Source organism: Pseudomonas sp. RIT357, assembly GCF_000632245.1.
GTDB lineage: Bacteria > Pseudomonadota > Gammaproteobacteria > Pseudomonadales > Pseudomonadaceae > Aquipseudomonas > Aquipseudomonas sivasensis.
This window is the reverse complement of sequence record NZ_JFYX01000045.1, coordinates 75,135-95,126: the sequence shown is the minus strand read 5'-3', so window position 1 is coordinate 95,126 and position 19,992 is coordinate 75,135. Positions and strand designations below refer to the sequence as shown.

Annotated in this window: 19 protein-coding genes; 10 read left to right on the top strand and 9 right to left on the bottom strand. The window is 61.5% G+C overall.

The annotated features are described in order from the left end of the window. The first annotated feature begins 7 nt into the window (after positions 1-7). The 5 genes from BW43_RS07260 (at position 8) to BW43_RS07280 (ending at position 5,519) form a co-directional block, all read left to right on the top strand. A complete protein-coding gene (locus tag BW43_RS07260) occupies positions 8-808 on the top strand; it encodes a carbohydrate ABC transporter permease (protein WP_032889574.1) in 801 nt (266 codons plus the stop codon). Positions 809-818: 10 nt separating this feature from the next. Further along, on the top strand, positions 819-1,091 hold the full coding sequence (locus tag BW43_RS07265; RefSeq protein ID WP_014718862.1) for a DUF2160 domain-containing protein: 273 nt from the start codon (positions 819-821) through the stop codon (positions 1,089-1,091). A 32-nt stretch (positions 1,092-1,123) separates the two neighbouring features. Continuing rightward, positions 1,124-2,866 (top strand): ABC transporter substrate-binding protein, encoded by a 1,743-nt coding sequence (locus tag BW43_RS07270; RefSeq protein ID WP_032889572.1) that lies wholly within the window; start codon positions 1,124-1,126, stop codon positions 2,864-2,866. 317 nt (positions 2,867-3,183) lie between these two features. Continuing rightward, entirely contained in the window at positions 3,184-4,563 is a 1,380-nt protein-coding gene (locus tag BW43_RS07275; RefSeq protein WP_032889570.1) for an iron-containing redox enzyme family protein, read from the top strand. Between the two features lie 11 nt (positions 4,564-4,574). Then, positions 4,575-5,519: a class I SAM-dependent methyltransferase gene (locus BW43_RS07280; protein ID WP_032889569.1), complete on the top strand. Its 945-nt coding sequence runs from the start codon at positions 4,575-4,577 to the stop codon at positions 5,517-5,519. Positions 5,520-5,632: 113 nt separating this feature from the next. Here the strand turns inward: BW43_RS07280 and BW43_RS07285 are convergent, their stop codons facing one another. Together BW43_RS07285 and BW43_RS07290 are read right to left on the bottom strand one after the other, a co-directional pair. Continuing rightward, positions 5,633-6,064 (bottom strand): hypothetical protein, encoded by a 432-nt coding sequence (locus BW43_RS07285; protein WP_032889566.1) that lies wholly within the window; start codon positions 6,062-6,064, stop codon positions 5,633-5,635. Between the two features lie 946 nt (positions 6,065-7,010). Next, complete coding sequence (locus tag BW43_RS07290; protein ID WP_032889564.1) at positions 7,011-7,799, bottom strand: helix-turn-helix domain-containing protein; 789 nt, start codon at positions 7,797-7,799, stop codon at positions 7,011-7,013. An 85-nt stretch (positions 7,800-7,884) separates the two neighbouring features. Between BW43_RS07290 and BW43_RS07295 the strand changes: the two genes are divergently transcribed. The 3 genes from BW43_RS07295 to BW43_RS07305 all read left to right on the top strand — a co-directional run bounded on the left by BW43_RS07295 (position 7,885) and on the right by BW43_RS07305 (position 10,631). Beyond that, a complete protein-coding gene (locus tag BW43_RS07295) occupies positions 7,885-8,883 on the top strand; it encodes a bile acid:sodium symporter family protein (protein WP_032889562.1) in 999 nt (332 codons plus the stop codon). Positions 8,884-8,960: 77 nt separating this feature from the next. Beyond that, the gene (locus BW43_RS07300) at positions 8,961-9,323 is read left to right on the top strand and encodes a type 1 fimbrial protein (protein ID WP_032889560.1); all 363 of its coding nucleotides are present in this window, start codon (positions 8,961-8,963) and stop codon (positions 9,321-9,323) included. 123 nt (positions 9,324-9,446) lie between these two features. Next, entirely contained in the window at positions 9,447-10,631 is a 1,185-nt protein-coding gene (locus BW43_RS07305; protein WP_032889558.1) for a sugar transporter, read from the top strand. Between the two features lie 39 nt (positions 10,632-10,670). On the opposite strand, the gene tal is transcribed toward BW43_RS07305, so the two are convergent. The 7 genes from tal to BW43_RS07340 form a co-directional block, all read right to left on the bottom strand. Beyond that, a complete protein-coding gene (gene tal / locus BW43_RS07310) occupies positions 10,671-11,594 on the bottom strand; it encodes a transaldolase (protein WP_032889556.1) in 924 nt (307 codons plus the stop codon). 24 nt (positions 11,595-11,618) lie between these two features. Beyond that, positions 11,619-12,572 carry a sugar-binding transcriptional regulator gene (locus tag BW43_RS07315; RefSeq protein ID WP_032889554.1) on the bottom strand — a complete coding sequence of 318 codons (954 nt, stop codon included), beginning with the start codon at positions 12,570-12,572 and terminating at the stop codon, positions 11,619-11,621. Between the two features lie 45 nt (positions 12,573-12,617). Beyond that, a complete protein-coding gene (locus BW43_RS07320; RefSeq protein ID WP_032889552.1) occupies positions 12,618-13,418 on the bottom strand; it encodes an SDR family oxidoreductase in 801 nt (266 codons plus the stop codon). Positions 13,419-13,429: 11 nt separating this feature from the next. Next, positions 13,430-14,209, bottom strand: a complete 780-nt coding sequence (locus tag BW43_RS07325; protein ID WP_256226794.1) for an SDR family oxidoreductase — start codon at positions 14,207-14,209, stop codon at positions 13,430-13,432. Between the two features lie 147 nt (positions 14,210-14,356). After that, positions 14,357-15,865, bottom strand: coding sequence for a sugar ABC transporter ATP-binding protein (locus BW43_RS07330; protein WP_032889548.1), 1,509 nt, complete (start codon positions 15,863-15,865; stop codon positions 14,357-14,359). A 15-nt stretch (positions 15,866-15,880) separates the two neighbouring features. Then, the gene (locus BW43_RS07335) at positions 15,881-16,813 is read right to left on the bottom strand and encodes a sugar ABC transporter substrate-binding protein (RefSeq protein ID WP_032889545.1); all 933 of its coding nucleotides are present in this window, start codon (positions 16,811-16,813) and stop codon (positions 15,881-15,883) included. A gap of 50 nt (positions 16,814-16,863) precedes the next feature. Continuing rightward, entirely contained in the window at positions 16,864-17,871 is a 1,008-nt protein-coding gene (locus tag BW43_RS07340; RefSeq protein ID WP_050442857.1) for an ABC transporter permease, read from the bottom strand. Between the two features lie 362 nt (positions 17,872-18,233). On the opposite strand from BW43_RS07340, the gene BW43_RS07345 reads away from it, so the two are divergent. After that, positions 18,234-19,070, top strand: a complete 837-nt coding sequence (locus BW43_RS07345) for a transketolase (protein WP_032889543.1) — start codon at positions 18,234-18,236, stop codon at positions 19,068-19,070. Then, positions 19,060-19,992 carry a transketolase family protein gene (locus BW43_RS07350; protein ID WP_032889540.1) on the top strand — a complete coding sequence of 311 codons (933 nt, stop codon included), beginning with the start codon at positions 19,060-19,062 and terminating at the stop codon, positions 19,990-19,992. Before BW43_RS07345 ends, BW43_RS07350 begins: the two co-directional genes overlap by 11 nt.

The following is a 19,992-nucleotide window of genomic DNA, read 5'->3' as shown; positions in this document are numbered from 1 at the left end:
CGCTGACATGAGCAAACGCAAGCTTATTCCGCTGCTGATCTACATCCTGTTCCTGCTGGTGCCGATCTACTGGCTGTTGAACATGTCCTTCAAGAGCAACACCGAAATCCTCGGCGGGCTCACGTTGTTTCCCCAGGATTTCACCCTGGCGAACTACAGGGTGATCTTCACCGACCCCAGTTGGTACACCGGCTACCTCAACTCGCTGTACTACGTAAGCCTGAACACGGTGATTTCCCTGAGTGTGGCGCTGCCGGCGGCGTATGCGTTCTCGCGCTATCGTTTCCTGGGGGATAAGCACCTGTTCTTCTGGCTGCTGACCAACCGCATGGCGCCGCCGGCGGTGTTCTTGCTGCCGTTCTTCCAGCTGTATTCGTCCATCGGTTTGTTCGACACGCACATCGCTGTAGCCCTGGCTCACTGCCTGTTTAACGTGCCGTTGGCGGTGTGGATCCTCGAAGGCTTCATGTCCGGCGTGCCCAAGGAAATCGACGAAACCGCCTACATCGACGGCTACTCGTTTCCGAAGTTCTTCGTGAAGATTTTTATCCCGTTGATCGGCTCCGGCATCGGTGTGACCGCGTTTTTCTGCTTCATGTTTTCCTGGGTCGAGTTGCTCCTGGCGCGCACCCTGACGTCGGTCAACGCCAAGCCCATCGCAGCGGTGATGACGCGCACGGTGTCGGCCTCGGGTATCGATTGGGGCGTGCTGGCAGCGGCGGGGGTGTTGACCATCCTGCCGGGCATGCTGGTGATCTGGTTTGTTCGCAACCACGTGGCCAAGGGCTTTGCCCTGGGCCGGGTCTGAGGAGTCGATGATGGAATGGATGGCCTGGACCACCCCCACTGCACTGTTCTTTGGCGGCATCGCCCTGATTCTGGCGGGCATGACCACTTGGGAACTGCGTTCGCCGAGCATCCCCCGGCGCGGTTTGTTACCGATCAGCACCACCCGTGGTGATCGCTTGTTTATCGGTCTTCTCGGCAGCGCCTACCTGCATTTGCTGGTTATCGGCGTTACCGACTGGAGCATCTGGGTGGCGTCCGCGCTCTCCCTGGTATGGCTGTTGAGTGTGATGCGTTGGGGTTGATGCCCTTATAAATAAACAACCTGGAGGTCTCTATGTTGAATAAGAACAATAAGCTGCGACATAGCATTTCATTGGCTGCCGTACTGGCCCTCAGCGGTTTGAGCGCCACGGCTTGGGCCGATGCGTACGAAGATGCCGCGAAAAAATGGATCGGCAGCGAGTTCAAACCGTCCACGCTCACGGCTGAGCAGCAGCTTGAGGAGCTCAAGTGGTTTATCAAGGCCTCGGAACCGTTCCGTGGGATGAAGATCAACGTGGTGTCGGAAACCCTCACCACCCACGAGTATGAATCCAAGGTGCTGGCCAAGGCCTTCAGTGAAATCACCGGGATCAAGCTGACCCACGACCTGCTTCAGGAAGGCGACGTGGTCGAGAAGCTGCAAACCCAGATGCAGTCGGACAAGAACATCTATGACGGCTGGGTCAACGATTCCGACTTGATCGGTACGCACTTTCGCTATGGCAAGACCGAATCCATCACCGACCTGATGGCCAACGAAGGCAAGGACTTCACCTCGCCGACCCTCGACCTCAAAGACTTTATCGGCCTGTCCTTCACCACCGCGCCGGACGGCAAGATCTACCAGCTGCCCGACCAGCAATTCGCCAACCTTTATTGGTTCCGCGCCGACTGGTTCGAGCGCCCGGAGCTCAAAGCCAAGTTCAAGGAGAAATACGGCTACGACCTCGGCGTGCCGGTGAACTGGTCGGCCTATGAAGACATCGCCAAATTCTTCAGCGAAGACGTCAAGGAAATCGACGGCAAGCGCATCTACGGGCACATGGACTACGGCAAGAAAGACCCGTCCCTGGGCTGGCGCTTCACCGATGCCTGGTTCTCCATGGCCGGCGGCGGCGACAAAGGCCTACCCAACGGCTTGCCGGTGGACGAGTGGGGCATTCGCGTGGAGGACTGCCATCCGGTGGGCTCCAGCGTGACCCGCGGCGGCGACACCAACGGCCCGGCCGCGGTGTTTGCCACTCAGAAATATGTGGACTGGATGAAAGCCTATGCGCCACCGGAAGCGGCGGGCATGACCTTCTCCGAGTCGGGGCCGGTGCCGTCCCAAGGCAATATCGCCCAGCAGATCTTCTGGTACACCGCGTTCACCGCCGACATGGTCAAACCGGGCTTGCCGGTGGTGAATGCCGACGGCACGCCGAAATGGCGCATGGCGCCTTCGCCTGTGGGACCTTACTGGGAAAAGGGCATGAAGAAGGGCTATCAGGACGTAGGCTCCTGGACCTTCCTCAAATCCACGCCTGAGAAGCAAAAACTCGCGGCCTGGCTCTACGCGCAGTTCGTGACCTCCAAAACCGTCTCGCTGAAAAAAACCATCGTGGGTTTGACGCCGATTCGTGAGTCCGACATCAACTCCCAGGCCATGACCGACATGGCCCCCAAACTCGGCGGTCTGGTGGAGTTCTACCGCAGCCCGGCGCGCACCGAGTGGTCACCGACCGGCACCAACGTGCCGGACTACCCACGCCTGGCGCAACTGTGGTGGAGCAACATCGCCTCGGCCGCCAGCGGCGAGAAAACCCCGCAACAGGCGCTGGACAACCTGGCCAAGGAGCAGGACGCGATCATGACGCGCCTGGAACGCTCCAAAGTGCAACCCGTGTGCGGCCCGAAAATGAACCCCGAGCGTGACGCGCAATACTGGTTCGACCAACCGGGCGCACCGAAACCGAAACTGGCGAACGAGAAGCCAAAAGGCGAGACCGTGAGCTACGGCGACCTGCTCAAGTCGTGGGAGGCGGCGCGTAAATAACAGGTCTGCTGGGTTTCTGTGACGAGGGAGCTTGCTCCCGTTGGACTGCGCAGCCGCCTCATTTCTGGGGGCGCTTCGCGGCCCAACGGGGGCGGCTCCCTCGCCACATCTATCAGTGCCTCTCGGCGCCATTCGAACCGAACTCCACGGCGGTCAGAACAACTGACCATCGCCGCTGATCCGTACCTTGCCAACCCCGATTGAATTTTCCGCATACCCGCAGGTTCTGCATTTTAGAAGCGTGTGGTTTTCAGCGCTCTTGCGGGGCCTCCTTGTCGGGAGGCCTGGTTGTATCGGACTTTGCGGAAACTGCCATCATGACGCTACTTACAGCGCTGTCGGGCCAACCGGCCTCTATCACCCACCCGGTTCACGGTCAGTATCGCGGGGTTTACCAGCAGCTCTATCGCGAAGCTCCGGGCGCTGAAGAGGCTGCGCGGGCGTTTCTGCAAGGGCAATTGAGCCAGGTGCGCGAGGCGTCGTCCGAGCTGCCGCCATTGCCTGAAGAATTGTCGGCCTGGATCGAGCAGCGGTGTGCCGATGTCGCCCAGGCCTACGCCGGGTACTTGGAACAACGCCAGCAAGGCCATCCAAGGCGCTACTTCCAGAACAAAGCTCAGGCGTTGTATTTCCTGCAACGCGTGGCGCCGACCAAACAGGTCGACGGCGCCTGGCTCAACGGTTTGCTGCGCTATTGGCAGGACCCGCGGTTCGACGGCCTGCTCACTACCTACCTGGAAGAATTGGGCGACGGCGAAGCGGCGCAGAACCATGTGCTGATCTACCGCAAATTGCTCAGCGACCACGACGCCGACAGCGACGCCGGCCTCGACGACGCCCACTACCAGCAGGGTGCTCTGCAGCTGGCGCTGGGACTGTGTGCCGAAGCGTTTTTGCCGGAAATCATCGGCTACAACCTCGGCTATGAGCAGCTACCGCTGCACCTGCTGATCACCGCCTACGAATTGAGCGAGCTGGGGATTGACCCGTATTACTTCACCCTCCACGTCACCATCGACAACGCCAGCAGTGGCCACGCGTGCAAGGCGGCGCAGTCGGTGCTCAGCCTGCTGCCGCTGGGGGAGGGCCGTGCGGAGTTCTACCGGCGCGTTGCCGAGGGTTATCGCCTCAACGATCTTGGCCCTGGCACGCTGGCGGTGATCGACGCGTTTGATCTGCACGACGAGGTGGTCGCCATGCTCGAACGCAAGCGCACCTTCGGCCAGCACATGCATTCGGACTACTGCCGCTTCGAGGGCAAGACTGTCAACCAGTGGCTGGCCCAGCCGGGTCAGGCCGGCGCGTTTCTCAAGGCGATGGAAGACAAGGGCTGGATCAAGCGCCACCAGGACCCGGCCGACAGCCGCTTCTGGCAATTGATCGAGGGCGCTGGCGCTGCGATGTTCGGTGTGTTCAGCGGCTATGAGAAACAGGTGCTGCATGACTGGATCGCCGGCGACTGGATCAGCGGCGAGCGCATCGCGCCCGTACGGCCGGGGCGCGGCAGCCGGACTTCCCGCGAGCACCATCGCCCGGCCGACCCGGATATTCAGGCCCTGGTGGATTCGTTGTGGAATTTGCCCGATGAGCAGCAGCTCACCGCACTGTTGCCCTGGCTCTCGGCACGCCGCCACTGCACGCCTGCCGGGTTGTATGCGACTCGCCGATTTATCCAACTGCGCGCACGTCTGCGCTAAGGAATTCACCCATGTCTGCGCAACAACTCGCTGATCGCGCCCTGCTGAACCTGGGCCGGGGCTTGAAGGAAAACGGCTACCGTTTCATCACGCCGACGCCGTTGACCCATGAACGGTTTTACCAGCGTCTGGGGACGCCGCTGGCGGTGGACCTGCGTGACGTGTTCGGCTGGTCCATGCCGTTTGATCACGGGCTGTTACCTGATGCCTTTCGCGAAGAATTGCAGCAAGCCGATGTAGTCGTGCAGCACGATTCGCTGTGGCGCAGCACGGTGCGGTGGTCGAGCCTGAGTGATCTGTTGTTCGCCCATTCGGCGTATCCCACCACACAGGCGGATGCGGTGTTTTTCGGGCCGGACAGTTACCGTTTCGCGCAACTGATCGAGGCCCATCTGCAGCAGCGTTTCGAGCCGATTAAGCGCGCGGTGGATATCGGCTGCGGCGCAGGTGTGGGCGCGCTGATGATCGCCCGCGCGCGGCCTGACGCTGAAGTGATGGCGGTGGATATCAACCCGCGCGCCTTGCGCCTCACGGCGGTGAATGCCGAGTTGGCGGGGCTGGTCAACGTCAGCGCTTACCATAGTGATGTGCTGGGCAGCGTCCAAGGCGAGTTCGATTTGATCGTCGCCAACCCACCCTATATGAACGACGACCGCGAACGCGCCTATCGGCATGGCGGCGGGGCGCTGGGTGAGGAACTGTCGGTGCGTATTGTCGGCGAGTCCCTCCCACGCCTGGCCTTGGGCGGCAGTCTGGTGCTGTACACCGGGGTGGCGATCGTCGCCGGGGAAGACCCGTTCCTGAAGGCGGTCATGCCTTTATTGGTCAGCGATGCAGTGGGCTGGACCTATCGCGAACTTGACCCGGATGTGTTCGGCGAAGAACTCGACAAACCGGGGTATGAGCGCGTGGAGCGTATCGCCGTGGTCGCGCTCACCGTTACGCGCTTGTTCTGACGCCGCCCAATGCAGTGTCGCCGACACGCACGCCTGTCTGCGGCAGGTGGTGGACCGTCTTCTGGCCCAGCGTCGGGGTGACTGCTGATCAGCTGCCGCCCCGAGCTGAAAGGTCAGGCGGCCGCTTGCGGTTGCAGATGGAGCTCGCCGTCGACTTCCTTGACCAAGCCGCTGGCGAGGAACAATGGGGCCAAGCGCTTGTGCAGCTGTGGCTCGACAAATTCCTTGACCGTATCCAGTGCCAACACGCCACTGAGCGGCAACTCGGCCTTGGAGTACGACAACCATGCCTTCTTCAGCGCCATCAGCACATCACTGCCCGCTGTGGAGGCAAAGCGGCGTTGCGTCGGTTTACTGTCGAAGTTGAAAGTGTGCTGGAACTCATAGCCGCTTTCATCGCCACCGCTGGCACTGCAGCGGATGCAGGTGCACGGGCCATCACCGAAGGCGCTGCGCAGGTAGGCGTTGAAGTCCACCACGGGCTTGAGTGACAGACGCTTATCCACCTCGAACAGGTCCCCAGTCATTTTTTCGTCAGTGTTCAACGTGCATTTCCTCGCGGGTCGGTGGCCGTTTTTCAAAGCGCGGCACAATAGCAGCCGTGCGAAGTGTGGAACAGCATTTCCACGCAGAGCGGGCTGGTGCCTGGCATGCTACGTGGGTTGATCACTGAAACTTGCGGGGAGGAGGGGACCCGATGAGTATGGGGCTCTACACAACTCCCAGAGGCTGACACAACTCCCTGAGCCTCACATAACTCCTAGAGGCTGACACATGACCCTGTGGTGAGCGGGCTTGCCCCGCGTTGGGCTGCGCAGCAGCCCCAAAACCAGACGCTGGGTTCTAACAGAAAAATCCCCACTTTTGCTGGCTGAGTACATATCCGTTGCTGCGGTAACGGCCGCCTAGGGTTCTGCTCTTACAGCAGGTCTTTTTTGTAAAGGCCGGAATGCCAGCCCAGCCAAAAGTAACCAAAAGGCCTTCGCCCCACCACTCGGCACCTCGCCTAGGCTCGGTGTGCCCGTAATCCGACATTGATTTGGGGGGCCGCCGCCACGCGCCGTCCATGGCTCCGGGGGGTAAACCGGCATCCCTGCCGGTTTACCCCCCAAATCAATGTCGAATTCCGGCCATCGTGGTTGACGGGGCGATTTCAGATCAAAAGCAAGGCCGCGGCGGCCTTAGAGCCGACCGGGTTCTCAGCTCCAACTCCGTCCAAATGTGGGAGGGGGCTTGCTCCCGATGAGGGTGTGTCAGTTGATGCAGCTGTGACTGACCCACTGCTATCGGGAGCAAGCCCCCTCCCACAGTTTGATCTCCATAGATCAGACAGATAGGTCCTAGCCTGCAGTTCTGCTTTTGCTCTGCTTTTGCTCTGCTTTTGCTCTGGCTTTTACATCCTTTTCACTGACGAAGTCAGCGGTCTGTTGATCTGCGCTTTTGATTGTGTGAATCGCCCCCGCCCACATTCGACCTTCAGTGCCTGAGGCGTCACCGAAAGAACTCCCCCGGCGTCGCATCAAACTGCTGGCGAAACGCATTGATAAACGCCGACGTCGACTCATACCCACACCCCAGCGCCACATCCGTCACGCGCTCGCCTTGCTCCAGGGCGGGCAGGGCGCTCAGCAGGCGTAGGCGCTGGCGCCAGGCGCGGAAGGTCAGGCCGGTATCCTTCAAAAACAAGCGGCTGAGCGTCTTTTCGCTAAGCCCCAGTTTTTCGCTCCATTGCCCCAGTGTGGTCTGTTGCTCCGGGCGCAGGTTCAAGCTGCGGTAGATCTGTCGTAAACGTGGGTCGAGGGGCAGTGGCAGCATCAAATCCACTTGGGGCGCGGCGGCGAGTTGGTCGAGTACCACTTGGGCCAGGCGCCCCTCGGGACCGTCCTCGGCATATTCCACCGGCAGCTCGCTGAAGCTGCGGATCAATTCGCGCAACAGGCTGCTCACCTCCAGCACGTGGCAACACTCCGAGGCCCAAGCGGTCACGCTGCAATCGAGGTACAGGCTGCGCATTTCGGTGTGGGGCGAGCTGAACACGCGGTGCGGCATGCCCGCCGGGATCCACACCGCCCGCTGCGGCGGCGCGACAAAGCGGCCGGCGCTGGTCTGGATCTCCAGCACGCCTGAAATCGCGTAAGACAATTGCACCCACGGGTGACTGTGGCGCCGGGTCAACGCGCGATTGGGCAAGGATTCGGTGCGCCCGTACACCGGCCGTGGCAGGCTGGACAGCCCGGGGATGCTGCGGCGCACCGTTTTGTCATGTCCTTTAGGCGGCATTTACTGGCTCATTGGCGTTAGTCGGTAACAAGCCGTTACGTTAGAGTCGCGGTGACGCTCTTGGCAACCCCTGGAAGATCCGCTTATGACACGCCCTCGTTTTCTGCCCGACAACTTCACCCTGACCCTGATCGCCACGGTGATCCTCGCTTCCTTGCTGCCCGCCAGCGGCCAGACCGCCGTAGCCTTCGGTTGGGTCACCAACCTGGCCATCGCGCTGCTGTTCTTCCTGCATGGCGCCAAGCTGTCGCGCCAGGCCATCGTTGCCGGGGCTGGCCACTGGCGCCTGCACTTGCTGGTGTTCAGCCTGACCTTCGTGCTGTTCCCCTTGTTGGGCCTGGCGCTCAAGCCGGTGCTGTCGCCGCTGATCGGCAAAGACCTGTACATGGGCATGCTTTACCTCTGCGCCTTGCCGGCCACCGTGCAATCGGCGATTGCCTTCACTTCGCTGGCGCGGGGCAATATCCCGGCGGCGATTTGCAGCGCGGCGGCGTCGAGCCTGTTCGGTATCTTCCTTACGCCGCTGCTGGTGACGTTATTGCTTAACGTGCACGGCGAAGGCAGCTCCACGGTGAATGCCATCCTGAAAATCAGCGTGCAACTGCTGCTGCCTTTTATCGCCGGGCAAATCGCGCGGCGCTGGATCGGCGAGTGGGTGGGCCGCAATAAGGCCTGGCTCAAATTCGTCGACCAAGGCTCGATCCTGCTGGTGGTCTACGGCGCATTCAGCGAAGCGGTCAACGAAGGCATCTGGCATCAGATCCCACTGTGGGAACTGGGCGGTCTGGTGGTGGCCTGCTGCGTGTTGCTGGCCTTGGTGCTGGTGGCGTCGAGCGTGCTGGGCAAAGCGTTTGGCTTCAATCAGGAAGACCGGATCACCATTTTGTTCTGCGGTTCGAAGAAGAGCCTGGCCACCGGCGTACCCATGGCACAAGTGCTGTTTGCCGGGGCGAGCATGGGGGTGTTGATTTTGCCGTTGATGCTGTTTCACCAGATCCAGTTGATGGTCTGCGCGGCGTTAGCGCAGCGGTATGCCAAGCGTCCTGAAAGCGTTCCGGAGTTGATGGCGCAGGTGGATCCTTGATTCAAACCGACGAATAACCTCAAGTTACTGCTCAGCCCGGCGACTTACTGCTTACTGGCCCAAGAAGGAGTGTCGGCATGAGCAGTAAAGGTATTTCGGTAATCGCAGGCCTCCTCGGCCTATGGGCAAGTACATGCGGCGCGGCGCAGTCCGTGGGGCAGGGCACCATCGCGTTCAGTGGCAGCATCGTCGAGCCAGGGTGTGCGACAAATGCGCGCAGTGGGCTGGTGACGGAAGGCAAGGGCTGTGTCGCTTCCGGTCGTGCCAATCGCTTCGACGTGCGCAGTTTGATGCCGGTGGCGGGTGTCGCCGTTCCCCGGCTATCGCCTGTTGCAGACAGCGGCCTTGGGCGTGATCACGATCAGCGGTATGTGCTGGTAGACAGCTCCGGCCAGCCGATTGTGTCGGGCAAGTACGTCGTCACTGTGACCACACCGTGACAAAACTGAGGGTGTCTTGAGGGGTATCGGCGTCAACAGCCAGCCGAGAAACCTATAGAATGCCAAGCGGCGGCGCTTGTCCTGGGTGGCCGTTTGATCATCGCCAGAGTACCTCGCCTTTCAATGAGCATTTCAGCCGCAACCCCCCAAGCCAACTGGCAACCGGTCATCGCCCTTGCGCTGGCCGCGTTTGTGTTCAATACCACCGAATTCGTACCGGTCGGCCTGCTGAGCGCCATTGGTGCCAGCTTCGACATGCCCGTGTCCAGCGTCGGCCTGATGCTCACCATCTACGCCTGGATCGTGTCCCTGACCTCACTGCCGGTGATGCTGCTGACCCGTAACGTCGAGCGGCGCAAATTGCTGATCGTGCTGTTCGGCATGTTTATCCTCAGCCATATCCTTTCCAGCGTGGCCAACAGTTTTGGCTTGTTGATGGTCAGCCGGATCGGCATTGCCTTGTCCCATGCGTTGTTCTGGTCGATCACCGCGTCCCTCGCGGTGCGCCTGGCGCCGGAGGGCAAACAAGTGCAAGCCCTCGGGTTGCTGGCCACCGGTACGTCATTGGCGATGGTGTTGGGGATTCCTCTGGGGCGTCTGCTCGGCGAGGCCATGGGCTGGCGCACTACCTTCCTGGTGATCGGCGCTTTCGCCGCCGCTCTCGTGTTCTGGCTGGCACGCACGTTGCCGCCGTTGCCGAGCCAGAACTCCGGCTCACTGCGCAGCCTGCCGCTGCTGTTCAAGCGCCCGGCGCTGGTGGCGCTTTACGTGCTCACCGCGCTCACGGTGACCGCGCAGTTCACCGCCTACAGCTACATCGAACCCTTCGTCGAAGGCGTGGCCGGGATGGATGGCAGCGCCGTGACCCTGATCCTGCTGGTCTTCGGCGGCGCGGGCATCATCGGCTCGTTGCTGTTCAGCCTGGTGCACCGCTTCAACCCGCACCTGTTTGTGGTCGGCGCGGTGTTTATCCTAGCCGCGTGCCTCACGCTGATGCTGCCCTTGAGCGGCGCCGAGTCGTACCTGGTGATCCTGAGCATTTTCTGGGGTATGGCGATCATGGGCTTCGGCCTGGCCATGCAATCCAAAGTGCTGGTACTGGCGCCGGACGCCACTGACGTGGCCATGGCGATGTTCTCCGGCATCTACAACATCGGCATTGGCGGCGGCGCCCTGATGGGCAGTTGGGTCGGCAGTCACTTCGGTTTCGCCTGGATTGGCGTGGCGGGGGGGATGCTGGCGGCGGTGGCGTTGATCGGGTATTGCCTGGCGATTCGCAGGTTCGGCACGGGTGTGGCACAAAGCTGATGCAGGAGCGAGCCAGCTCGCTCCTACAGGTTGACGGCGTTACAGCCCAGCCAACAGCGCCTCCAACTTCTCCTGATCCCGCGCAAACTGGCGAATGCCTTCGGCCAGTTTTTCGGTGGCCATTGCATCTTCATTCGACGCCCAGCGAAACTGCGCTTCGGTCAACGGTTGGCGCGCTTCACCGGCCGCCCCAGGTTGCAGCTTGCGTTCCAGCGGCCCGTTGTCTTCAGCCAGTTTTTGCAGCAAGTCCGGGCTGATGGTCAGGCGATCACAGCCGGCCAGTTGTTCGATCTGGCTGAGGGTACGGAAGCTGGCGCCCATCACCACGGTCGGGATGGCGTTGGCTTTGTAGTAGTTGTAGATGCGCGTCACCGACTGCACGCCTGGGTCTTCAGCCCCGGTGTAGTCCAGGCCTGTGCTCTTGCGGTACCAGTCGTAGATGCGGCCCACGAACGGCGAGATCAGGAACACGCCAGCGTCGGCGCAGGCCTGAGCCTGGGCGAAGGAGAACAGCAGGGTGAGGTTGGTCTGGATGCCGGATTTTTCCAGGCGTTCGGCGGTGCGGATGCCTTCCCAGGTGGAGGCCAGTTTGATCAGCACGCGGTCGCGGCCGACGCCGGCCTGGTCGTACAGGGCGATCAATTGGTTGGCCTTGGCCCACAGCGCGTCTTCATCGAAGGACAGACGCGCGTCGACTTCAGTGGAGATGCGCCCCGGAATCACCTTGAGAATGCCGCAGCCCACTGACACCGCGAAGCGGTCACACGCCAGGCCTACATCGCCTTTGGATGACGACACCGCATTGCGCAGCAATTCGGCGTATTCCGGGATCGCAGCGGCTTTGAGCAGCAGTGACGGGTTAGTGGTGGCGTCGACAGGGCGCAGGCGGCTGATGGCTTCCAGGTCGCCGGTGTCGCAGACCACGGTGGTGAATTGCTTGAGTTGTTCGAGCTTGGACGTCATGAGCGGCTGTCTCCAAAAAATAGGTTATTGGTTGAGGGCCTGTGCGGTATCCAGGTCGGTGATCAGGATGTCCAGGTAGCCGCCCTTGAGCGCGCCGCGTATTGCCTGGACCTTGTTCAGCCCGCCGGCCAGGCCGAGCACGCGGTGGATTGAGCGCAGCTTGGGCAGTGCCACCGACACCACGAATTCTTCATCTTCTTCCAGCACCGGCTTGCCCTGGGCATCGAAGTAGCGCAGGCAGATATCGCCCACCGCACCGCGCTCGGCCAGCAGGCGCAGCATGTCTTCGGTGTAGTAGTTGCCGCTGTTGCGCAGCAATTGCGAGGGCTCCAGGTCGCCGATGCCGACGATCGCCAGGGTGATGCTGTCAAAGCGTTGCAGCACTTCCTTGACCTCTTCCATCTGCACGATGCGCTGCTTGCTCTGCACCGATTGCTCAATGCTTTGGGACGGCAGCAAATACGCCGGGCAGTTGAGCAGGGTGGCCAGGCGTTGGGTCAGCAAGGTGGCTTCGAACGCGCCTTTGTTGCCGACGCCACCGAGCAGTTGCACCACTTCCTCGGCGCCTTGCTTGCCCGACTGCGCATGCAGGTGGCCGACCATGGCGCGAATGGTGCTGCTCCATGATGAAATGCCGATATGGTCCTGGGGCGACAGGCTGGTTTCCAGGTAGTGTGCAGCGGCCGAGCCGATGGCTTGCTTGATGCTTTCGTCGTTGCCGGGCTCGGTGGCTTCCACCACGATCACCCGGCGCACGCCGTAGCGACGTTGCAGTTGGGTTTCCAGTTCCAGGTGCAGGCCTTGCAGGCGCATCACGCTGATCTTCACTACGCCTTCCTGCAGCGCCCGGCGCAGGGCGCGGCTGATAAAGGACTGGGACAGGTCCAGCTGCGTGGAGATTTCGGACTGCTTGAGCCCTTCTTCGTAATAGAGGCTCGCGATCTTGGTGATCAGGCGCTGTTCTTCGATCTGGCTCATGAAAGCCTCAGTTATTGACACAATGGCCGTGAGGATACCAAACCCTTACGACATGATCAGGCCGCCGTCGATATTGATCGCCTGGCCGGTCAGGTACGCCGCGTCATCCGAGGCCAGGAACGCCACCAGACCCGCCACATCCGAGGGTTTGCCGGCACGGCGCAGGGGGATGTTCTTGACCCACTCGGCCATCAATTCACCCTTGCCGTAGCGTTTTTCGTCGGTGCTGAGGATCTCGCCCCACACGCGGTCGTTGTAGTCCCACATCTCGCTTTCGATGATGCCGGGGCAGAATGCGTTGACCGTTATGTTATGCGGCGCCAGTTCCAGGGACAGGCTTTGGGTGATGCCGATCACGCCCATTTTGCTGGCGGCGTAGTGCGGTGTGTAGATAAAGCCCTGGCGACCTTGCCCGGACGAGGTGTTGATCAACCGCCCGCTGCCTTGGTTGACCATGTACTTGGCCGCTTCCCTGCACCCCAGCCACACGCCGGTGGTGTTGACCTGAAGCACCTTATCGAAATCAGCGCGGGGCATTTTGTCGTAGTGGTCGATGGTGATGATGCCGGCGTTCTGCACCGACACGTCGATGCTGCCGAAGCGGGCGTGGCCTTCGCGGTAGAGCTTCTCGATATCGCTTTCGTTGGTGACGTCGATGCCGAGGGCGAGGGCGCTCACGCCGTATTCCTGGGCCAGTTGGTCGGCGGTGAAGGTCACGCGCTCCAGGTCGTTGGAGGCCAGCACCAGGTTGGCGCCTTCCTGAGCGAAGCGCTCGGCTATGCCGGCACCAATGCCACGGCAGGCGCCGGTGATCACTACGGTTTTACCGCTGAAACGTTGCGACATCACAAGACTCCTTACCAGCACACAAAGCCGCCATCGACCAACAGGTCGACACCGGTGCAGAAAGATGACGCCTGGCTGACCAGGAAAATTGCCGGGCCGACCATTTCTTCCACGCTGGCCATACGGCCCATGGGCGTGGTCTGTTCAAAGATCTTCACCTGGTCGGCGACTTCCGGGCGCGAGTTCATCGGCGTGGCGGTGTAGCCGGGGCTGATGCAGTTGACGCGCAGGCCCTTGTCGGCCCATTCCATCGCCAGGCTTTTGCTCAGGTGGATCACCCCAGCCTTGGAGGTGTTGTAGTGCGCCTGCAACAGGCCACGGTTGACGATGCTGCCGGACATGGAGGCGATGTTGACGATGGCACCTTTGCCACGCGGCAACATCACGGCGGCCTGGGCCTGGCAGCTGAGGAAGATGCCGGTGAGGTTGATGTCCAGTGTGGTTTGCCAGCGTTGCAGTTCGAGGTCTTCGGCGGCCTGGGCGTTGGCGATGCCGGCGCAGTTGACCGCCACGCTGAGTGGGCCGAGTTCTTGTTCGGTTTGCGCGACGGCTGCATCCAGGGCGGCGCGCTCGGTGACGGTGCCGCTGAGGGCCAGGGCACGCCGGCCCAGAGCCTGGATGCGCTCGACCGTGCTGGCAATGCCGGGGCTGCCCGGAAGATCAAAGCAAGCAACATCTGCGCCGGCTTCGGCCAGCCCGACAGCGATGGCTTGGCCGATGCCGCTGCCGGCGCCGGTGACAAAGGCCACTTGGCCCTGAAGACTGAAAAGCTGCATGGATAACTCCGTTATTTGAAATCACAGTGGACCCGTGTGGGAGGGGCGGTGCGACGACTCGACTTGCTCCCGATAGCAGTGGTTCAGTGACAGATGCTTCTACTGACACTCCCTCATCGGGGGCAAGCCCCCTCCCACAGTTGGATCTGTGTAGGTGTTTGGTTATGCGGTGGCCATTTCCATCACCGACACCGGTGTGGCCTCGCCACGCTCCAGAATCCCCATCTGCCGTCCTCGGCTCATCACCATCACCCGATGGGACAACCCCAGCACTTCATCCAGGTCGGAACTGACCACAATCACCGCCATGCCCTTGGCCGCCAAATCCGCGATCACTTCATAGATCGCCGCCCGTGCACCCACGTCGATGCCGCGTGTCGGCTCATCGAGGATGAACACCTTGGGGTTGCGTGCCAGCCACTTGGCGATGATCACTTTCTGCTGGTTGCCGCCGGACAAACTGGAAATCCGCGACTGCGGCGAACCTTTCACGCCGAGCCGCGCCACCGCCGTTCGGGCGAACTCACGCAGCGGGGCAGGGAGCACCCAACCGCGTTTGTCCAGCAGGTCGGTGTTGCCGTAGACCAGGTTGTCTTCGATGCGATGTTCCACGACTACGCCTTGCTGTTTGCGGTCTTCAGGTACCAGCACTACACCGGCCTGAATCGCTTCAAACGGGCTGCGCAGCTGGCGCACTTCACCGTCCAGCACCATCTGGCCCTTGATGTCCTGGGCCGCACCGGCAATGGTGCGCACCAGCTCCGTACGCCCGGCGCCGACCACGCCGGCAATGCCGAACACTTCGCCGGCACGCACGCTGAAGTCGATGCCATGCAAGGCGAATTCGCGGCAGGTCAGGTCTTTGACCTGCAACATCACCTGCTCCTGCGGCGCCTGCAGCGCGGGGAAAATCCGCTCCAGGCTGCGCCCGACCATCTGTTCCACCAGCTCGCGCACCGGCACTTGCGCGGTGGCATGCAGGGCGATCTGACGACCGTCGCGCAGCACCAGCACGCGGTCGGCGATGCGCGCGATTTCTTCCAGGCGATGGCTGATATAGATAAACGACACGCCTTCTGCTTTCAGTCGTTCCACCTGCTTGAACAGCAACTCGGTTTCTTCAGCGCCCAGCGCTGCGGTGGGTTCATCGAGAATCAGCAAGCTGGCCTTCAAGGTCAGCGCCTTGGCGATTTCCACCAATTGCTGGGCCGCCACACTCAGGCCTTCGACCTTGCGCGACGCCGGCACGTTGAGCCCCAGGCGTTCCAGTTGGATCTGCGCCTGGGCCTCGATGTAGTCGCGATCGACCCGCCCGTAACGCATGGGCAGGCGACCGACGAAGATGTTCTCGGCGATCGACAATTGCGGCAGCAGACGGATTTCCTGGTGGATCAGGCCGATACCTGCGCCCAGTGCCGCACCCGGCGAGGCGGGTGCATACGGCGCGCCGAGCCAGGTCATGCTGCCGCCAGCTTCGGGTTGCACGAGGCCTGCGATGATCGACGACAAGGTCGACTTACCGGCACCGTTTTCACCGAGCAGGGCCAGCACTTCACCGCGGCGAATATCCACATTGACCTGGGACAACACCTGCACCGGGCCGTAGGCTTTGCTGATATTGCGCAGGCACAGCACCGCATCGGCGCTGCTATCCAGAGCTGCTGCTTGCATGACGACCTCCAAGGCTTACGGATGCTGTTGCAGGAACGGCGCGACGTTTTCTTTGGTGGTCAGCACGGTGGGCAGCAGTTGCTCCTTGGGCACGGCTTTGCCGGCTTTGAGGTCAATCGCCGAGGCCACGGCCAGGCGCCCCATTTTCTGGGTCTGCTGAGTCATGGTGGCGTTGAGCACGCCGCTTTCGACGGCCTTGAGCCCGGCGACGTCGCCGTCAAAACCGACGACCACGACCTTGTGATCCAGGTTGCCGACCTTCACCGCTTGGGCAGCGCCCAGGGCCATCGCATCGGCGCGGCCAAAGAATACGGTGATATTCGGATCACGCTGGAGCAGGTCCTGGGCCACGGCGAAGCCTTTGTCCTGAGCCCATTCGGCGGGTTGCTGGGCCACGACCTTGAGGTCCGGGAAGGCTTTCAGGCCCTCCTCGAAACCCTTGGCGCGATCATTCTCCGGCGTGGTCCCGAGTTGGCCTTGCAGGATCGCAATGCGGCCTTTGCCGTCGGTGATCTTGCCCACGTACTCGGCCAGGGTCTTGGCGCCGGCCACGCTGTCGCTGGCGATAAAGGTGTCGCCTGGTGCGTCGGGGGCGTTGCGGTCCACGGCGATCACCGGGATACCGGCGGCCTTGGCGGCTTTGACGGGCACACCGGCGGCGGTAGCACCGGCGGGGATGTAGATCAGCACGTCGATCTGGCGGGTGATCAGGTCTTCAATCTGGCTGACCTGGGTCGAGGAGTTGCCTTGGGCGTCCACGGTGATCACCTTGATCCCCTTGGCCTTGCCCTCGGCTTCCACCGATTGCTTGATCTGGTTGAAGAAGTCGGCCTGCAGGTTGGCCACGGCCAGGCCGATGGTCAGGTCCTTGGCCCAGGTGGTGCCGGCAGCGGTAAGGGTCGCGGCCGCCAGAGCAGTGGCGATAAGCAGTTTCTTGGGGCTGAACATGTCGGTGACTCCTGGTTTTATTGTTGGAGGGTGTCAACTGTCGAACAGGTTTAACGGGCAGTACTGGAACGGCGTCGCAGGGTGTCGATGGTCACGGCGAGGGCGATGACCACGCCGATCACCACTTGTTGAATAAACGGGGAAACGCCCAGCAGGTTGAGGCCATTGCGCAACACGCCAATGATCAGCACACCCACCAGGGTGCCGCCGATGCTGCCGACGCCGCCGCTGAGGCTGGCGCCGCCAATCACCACGGCGGCAATAGCGTCCAGTTCCAGGCTGAGGCCGGCACTGGGTTGGGAAGAGTCGAGGCGCGCCGCCAGGGTCACGGCGGCGATGCCGGCCAGCGCGCCGCTGATGGCGTACACCCACAAGGTAATCGCACGCACCTTGATGCCGGACAGGCGCGCCACTTCAGGGCTGCCGCCCATGGCGTAGAGGTTGCGGCCGCCGGCACGAAAGCGCAGGAACACCCACGCCACCAGCAGCATCACCAGAAACAGCCCGACGGTTGCCGAGAGAAAGCCGAAGTGCCGCACCGTGGCCAGGCTGGTGAACCACTCCGGGTAGCCGACGATCTGCCGGCCTTCGGTGAGGATATTCGCCAGGCCACGGGCCACCGACATCATGGTCAGTGTGGCAATAAAGGGCGGCAGCTTGGCGTAGGTGATCAACGCGCCGGACACCAGCCCGGCGAGCATCCCGGTGGCAATCGAGATCGGAATCGCGAAGCCCAGCGGCACTGCCTGATCCTGGTAGAGCCAGCCGAGCATCATCATCGAGAAGGCCAGCACCGAGCCTACCGACAGGTCGATGCCGCCGATGACGATCACCGCTGTCATGCCGATCGCCAGGATGCCCAGCACCGTGACCTGATCGAGGATGTTCAGGCCATTACGCAAGGAGAAGAAGAATTCGGAACTGAAGGAGAAGACCAGCACCAGCAACACCAGCCCGATCAACGGGCCGCCGATGTTGCTGGGCAGCAGTTTCACAATACGTGGGCGGGGTGGCGGCTTGAGTTCGGCCGGGTGCTGGACAATAGCTTTGGCGTCCACAGTGTTCTCCTGATTTATTTTTTTTGGAGTGCTTTCAGGCCGTTTGAATATTTATGCGTGCCTGACTGTTAATTCAGATTCCAGTGACACCGTGGCAAAGTCAAGCGCTTAATTTTTCAGGTATGCCTCTAAACCGGCGCTTTCACCACGGGCAAAGCCACGGGATAGACCAGCCCGTGTGGGATTTTGCCCGTTTGTCCGAGGGATGTTTCTTCTATTTATTTCGTTTTTCCGTGGATCGCTCACTTGACCGCGCGGACGATCAGCGTCTAAATAGAAATATATTGTCACTGCTGAATAAATATTCAAACACAGCTTTGGACACTTTCACCTCACGTGGTCAGCCCCACAGGAGCCGCTGCATGAATGCCTTCCAGTACGACGCCCACCAGATCAAGGAACAGGCCCGCCTGATCCGCCGCCATGTGATCCACCTCAACGCCGATTCACCGGCGGGCGGTCACACCGGAGCGGACCTGTCGGAAACCGACATCCTCGCCACTCTGTACTTCCGCATCCTCAATACCGGCCCGGAACGCACTGAAGACCCTGATCGCGATATCTATATCCAGAGCAAGGGCCATGGCGTGGGGGGGTTGTATTGCTGCCTGGCACAGGCGGGCTATATCCCCACTGAATGGTTGCCCACTTACCAGCACTTCAATTCCCATTTGCCCGGCCATCCGGTACGCCAGAAAACCCCCGGCATCGAACTCAACACCGGCGCCCTTGGCCACGGCTTGCCAGTGGCAGTGGGGCTGGCATTGGCGGCAAAGATGTCCGGCAGCAAAAAACGCATCTACGTGCTGACCGGCGACGGCGAACTGGCCGAAGGCTCCAATTGGGAAGCCGCCATGGCGGCAGCCAAGTACGGGTTGGATAACCTGTTTGTGATCGTCGACAAGAACAAACTGCAACTGGCCGGCCTGACCGCCGAGATCATGCCGCTCGACCCACTGGACGTGAAATGGGCCGCCTTCGGCTTCACCGTCAGCGAATGCGATGGCAACGACGTGGGCCAGTTGATCGAAACCCTGGAAACCATGCAGACCCAAACCGGCGCGCCCCAGGTGCTGATCGCCCACACCATCAAAGGCAAGGGCGTGTCGTTTATCGAAGCCCGCCCTGAATGGCACCACCGTGTGCCGAAGGGCGATGAAATCAATGCAGCACTGGAGGAGTTGAACCATGGCGAGTGAACATTTGGCGAGTGTCATGGTGCAGGCCTTTATTGATGCAGTCGACGCCGGGTTGGACGTTGTGCCAGTGGTCAGCGACTCCACGTCGACGGCCAAGATCGGTCCGTTTGTGCAGCGCTTTCCAGAGCGGTTGATCAATGTCGGGATTGCCGAGCAGTCCTTGGTCAGCGTCGCGGCGGGGCTGGCGCTGGGCGGCAAGATTGCAGCCACCTGCAATGCGGCGCCGTTTCTAATCTCTCGCGCCAATGAGCAGATCAAGGTGGACGTCTGCTACAACCAGGCCAATGTGAAAATGTTCGGTCTGAACGCCGGTACCAGCTATGGCCCGTTGGCCAGCACCCACCACAGCCTTGACGATATTTCTGTGATGCGCGGCTTCGGCAATGTGCAGATTTTTGCCCCGGCGGATGCCGTCGAGTGTCGGCAGATCGTCGATTACGCGCTGCGTTACCACGGCCCGGTGTATATCCGTCTCGATGGTAAAGCCTTGCCGGATGTTCACGGTGCCGACTACCAATTCAAACCCGGCCAGGTAGATATCCTGCGCCAGGGCGCGGACGTTAGCATCGTGGCCCTGGGCTCGGTGGTGCATGAAGCGGTCGATGCTGCGGCCTTGCTGGCGGAGCAGGGCATCCAGGCTCAGGTGATCAACCTGTCGTCGATCCGGCCCTTGCAGCGTGATGTATTGCTCAGCGCCTTGAGCGGCACCCGCGCCGTCATCAGCGTGGAAGAACACAACGTTAATGGCGGCGTCGGCAGCCTGGTCGCTGAAGTGCTGGCCGAAGCTGGGTTGGGCATTGCCCTGATCCGCCTGGGTATCGGCGATGGCGAATACGCCGCCGCCGGCGCCCGCGAACCGACCCGCGCCTTGCATAACATCGACGCGGCTGGGATCGTGGCGGCTGCCACTCGGTTGCGGTGA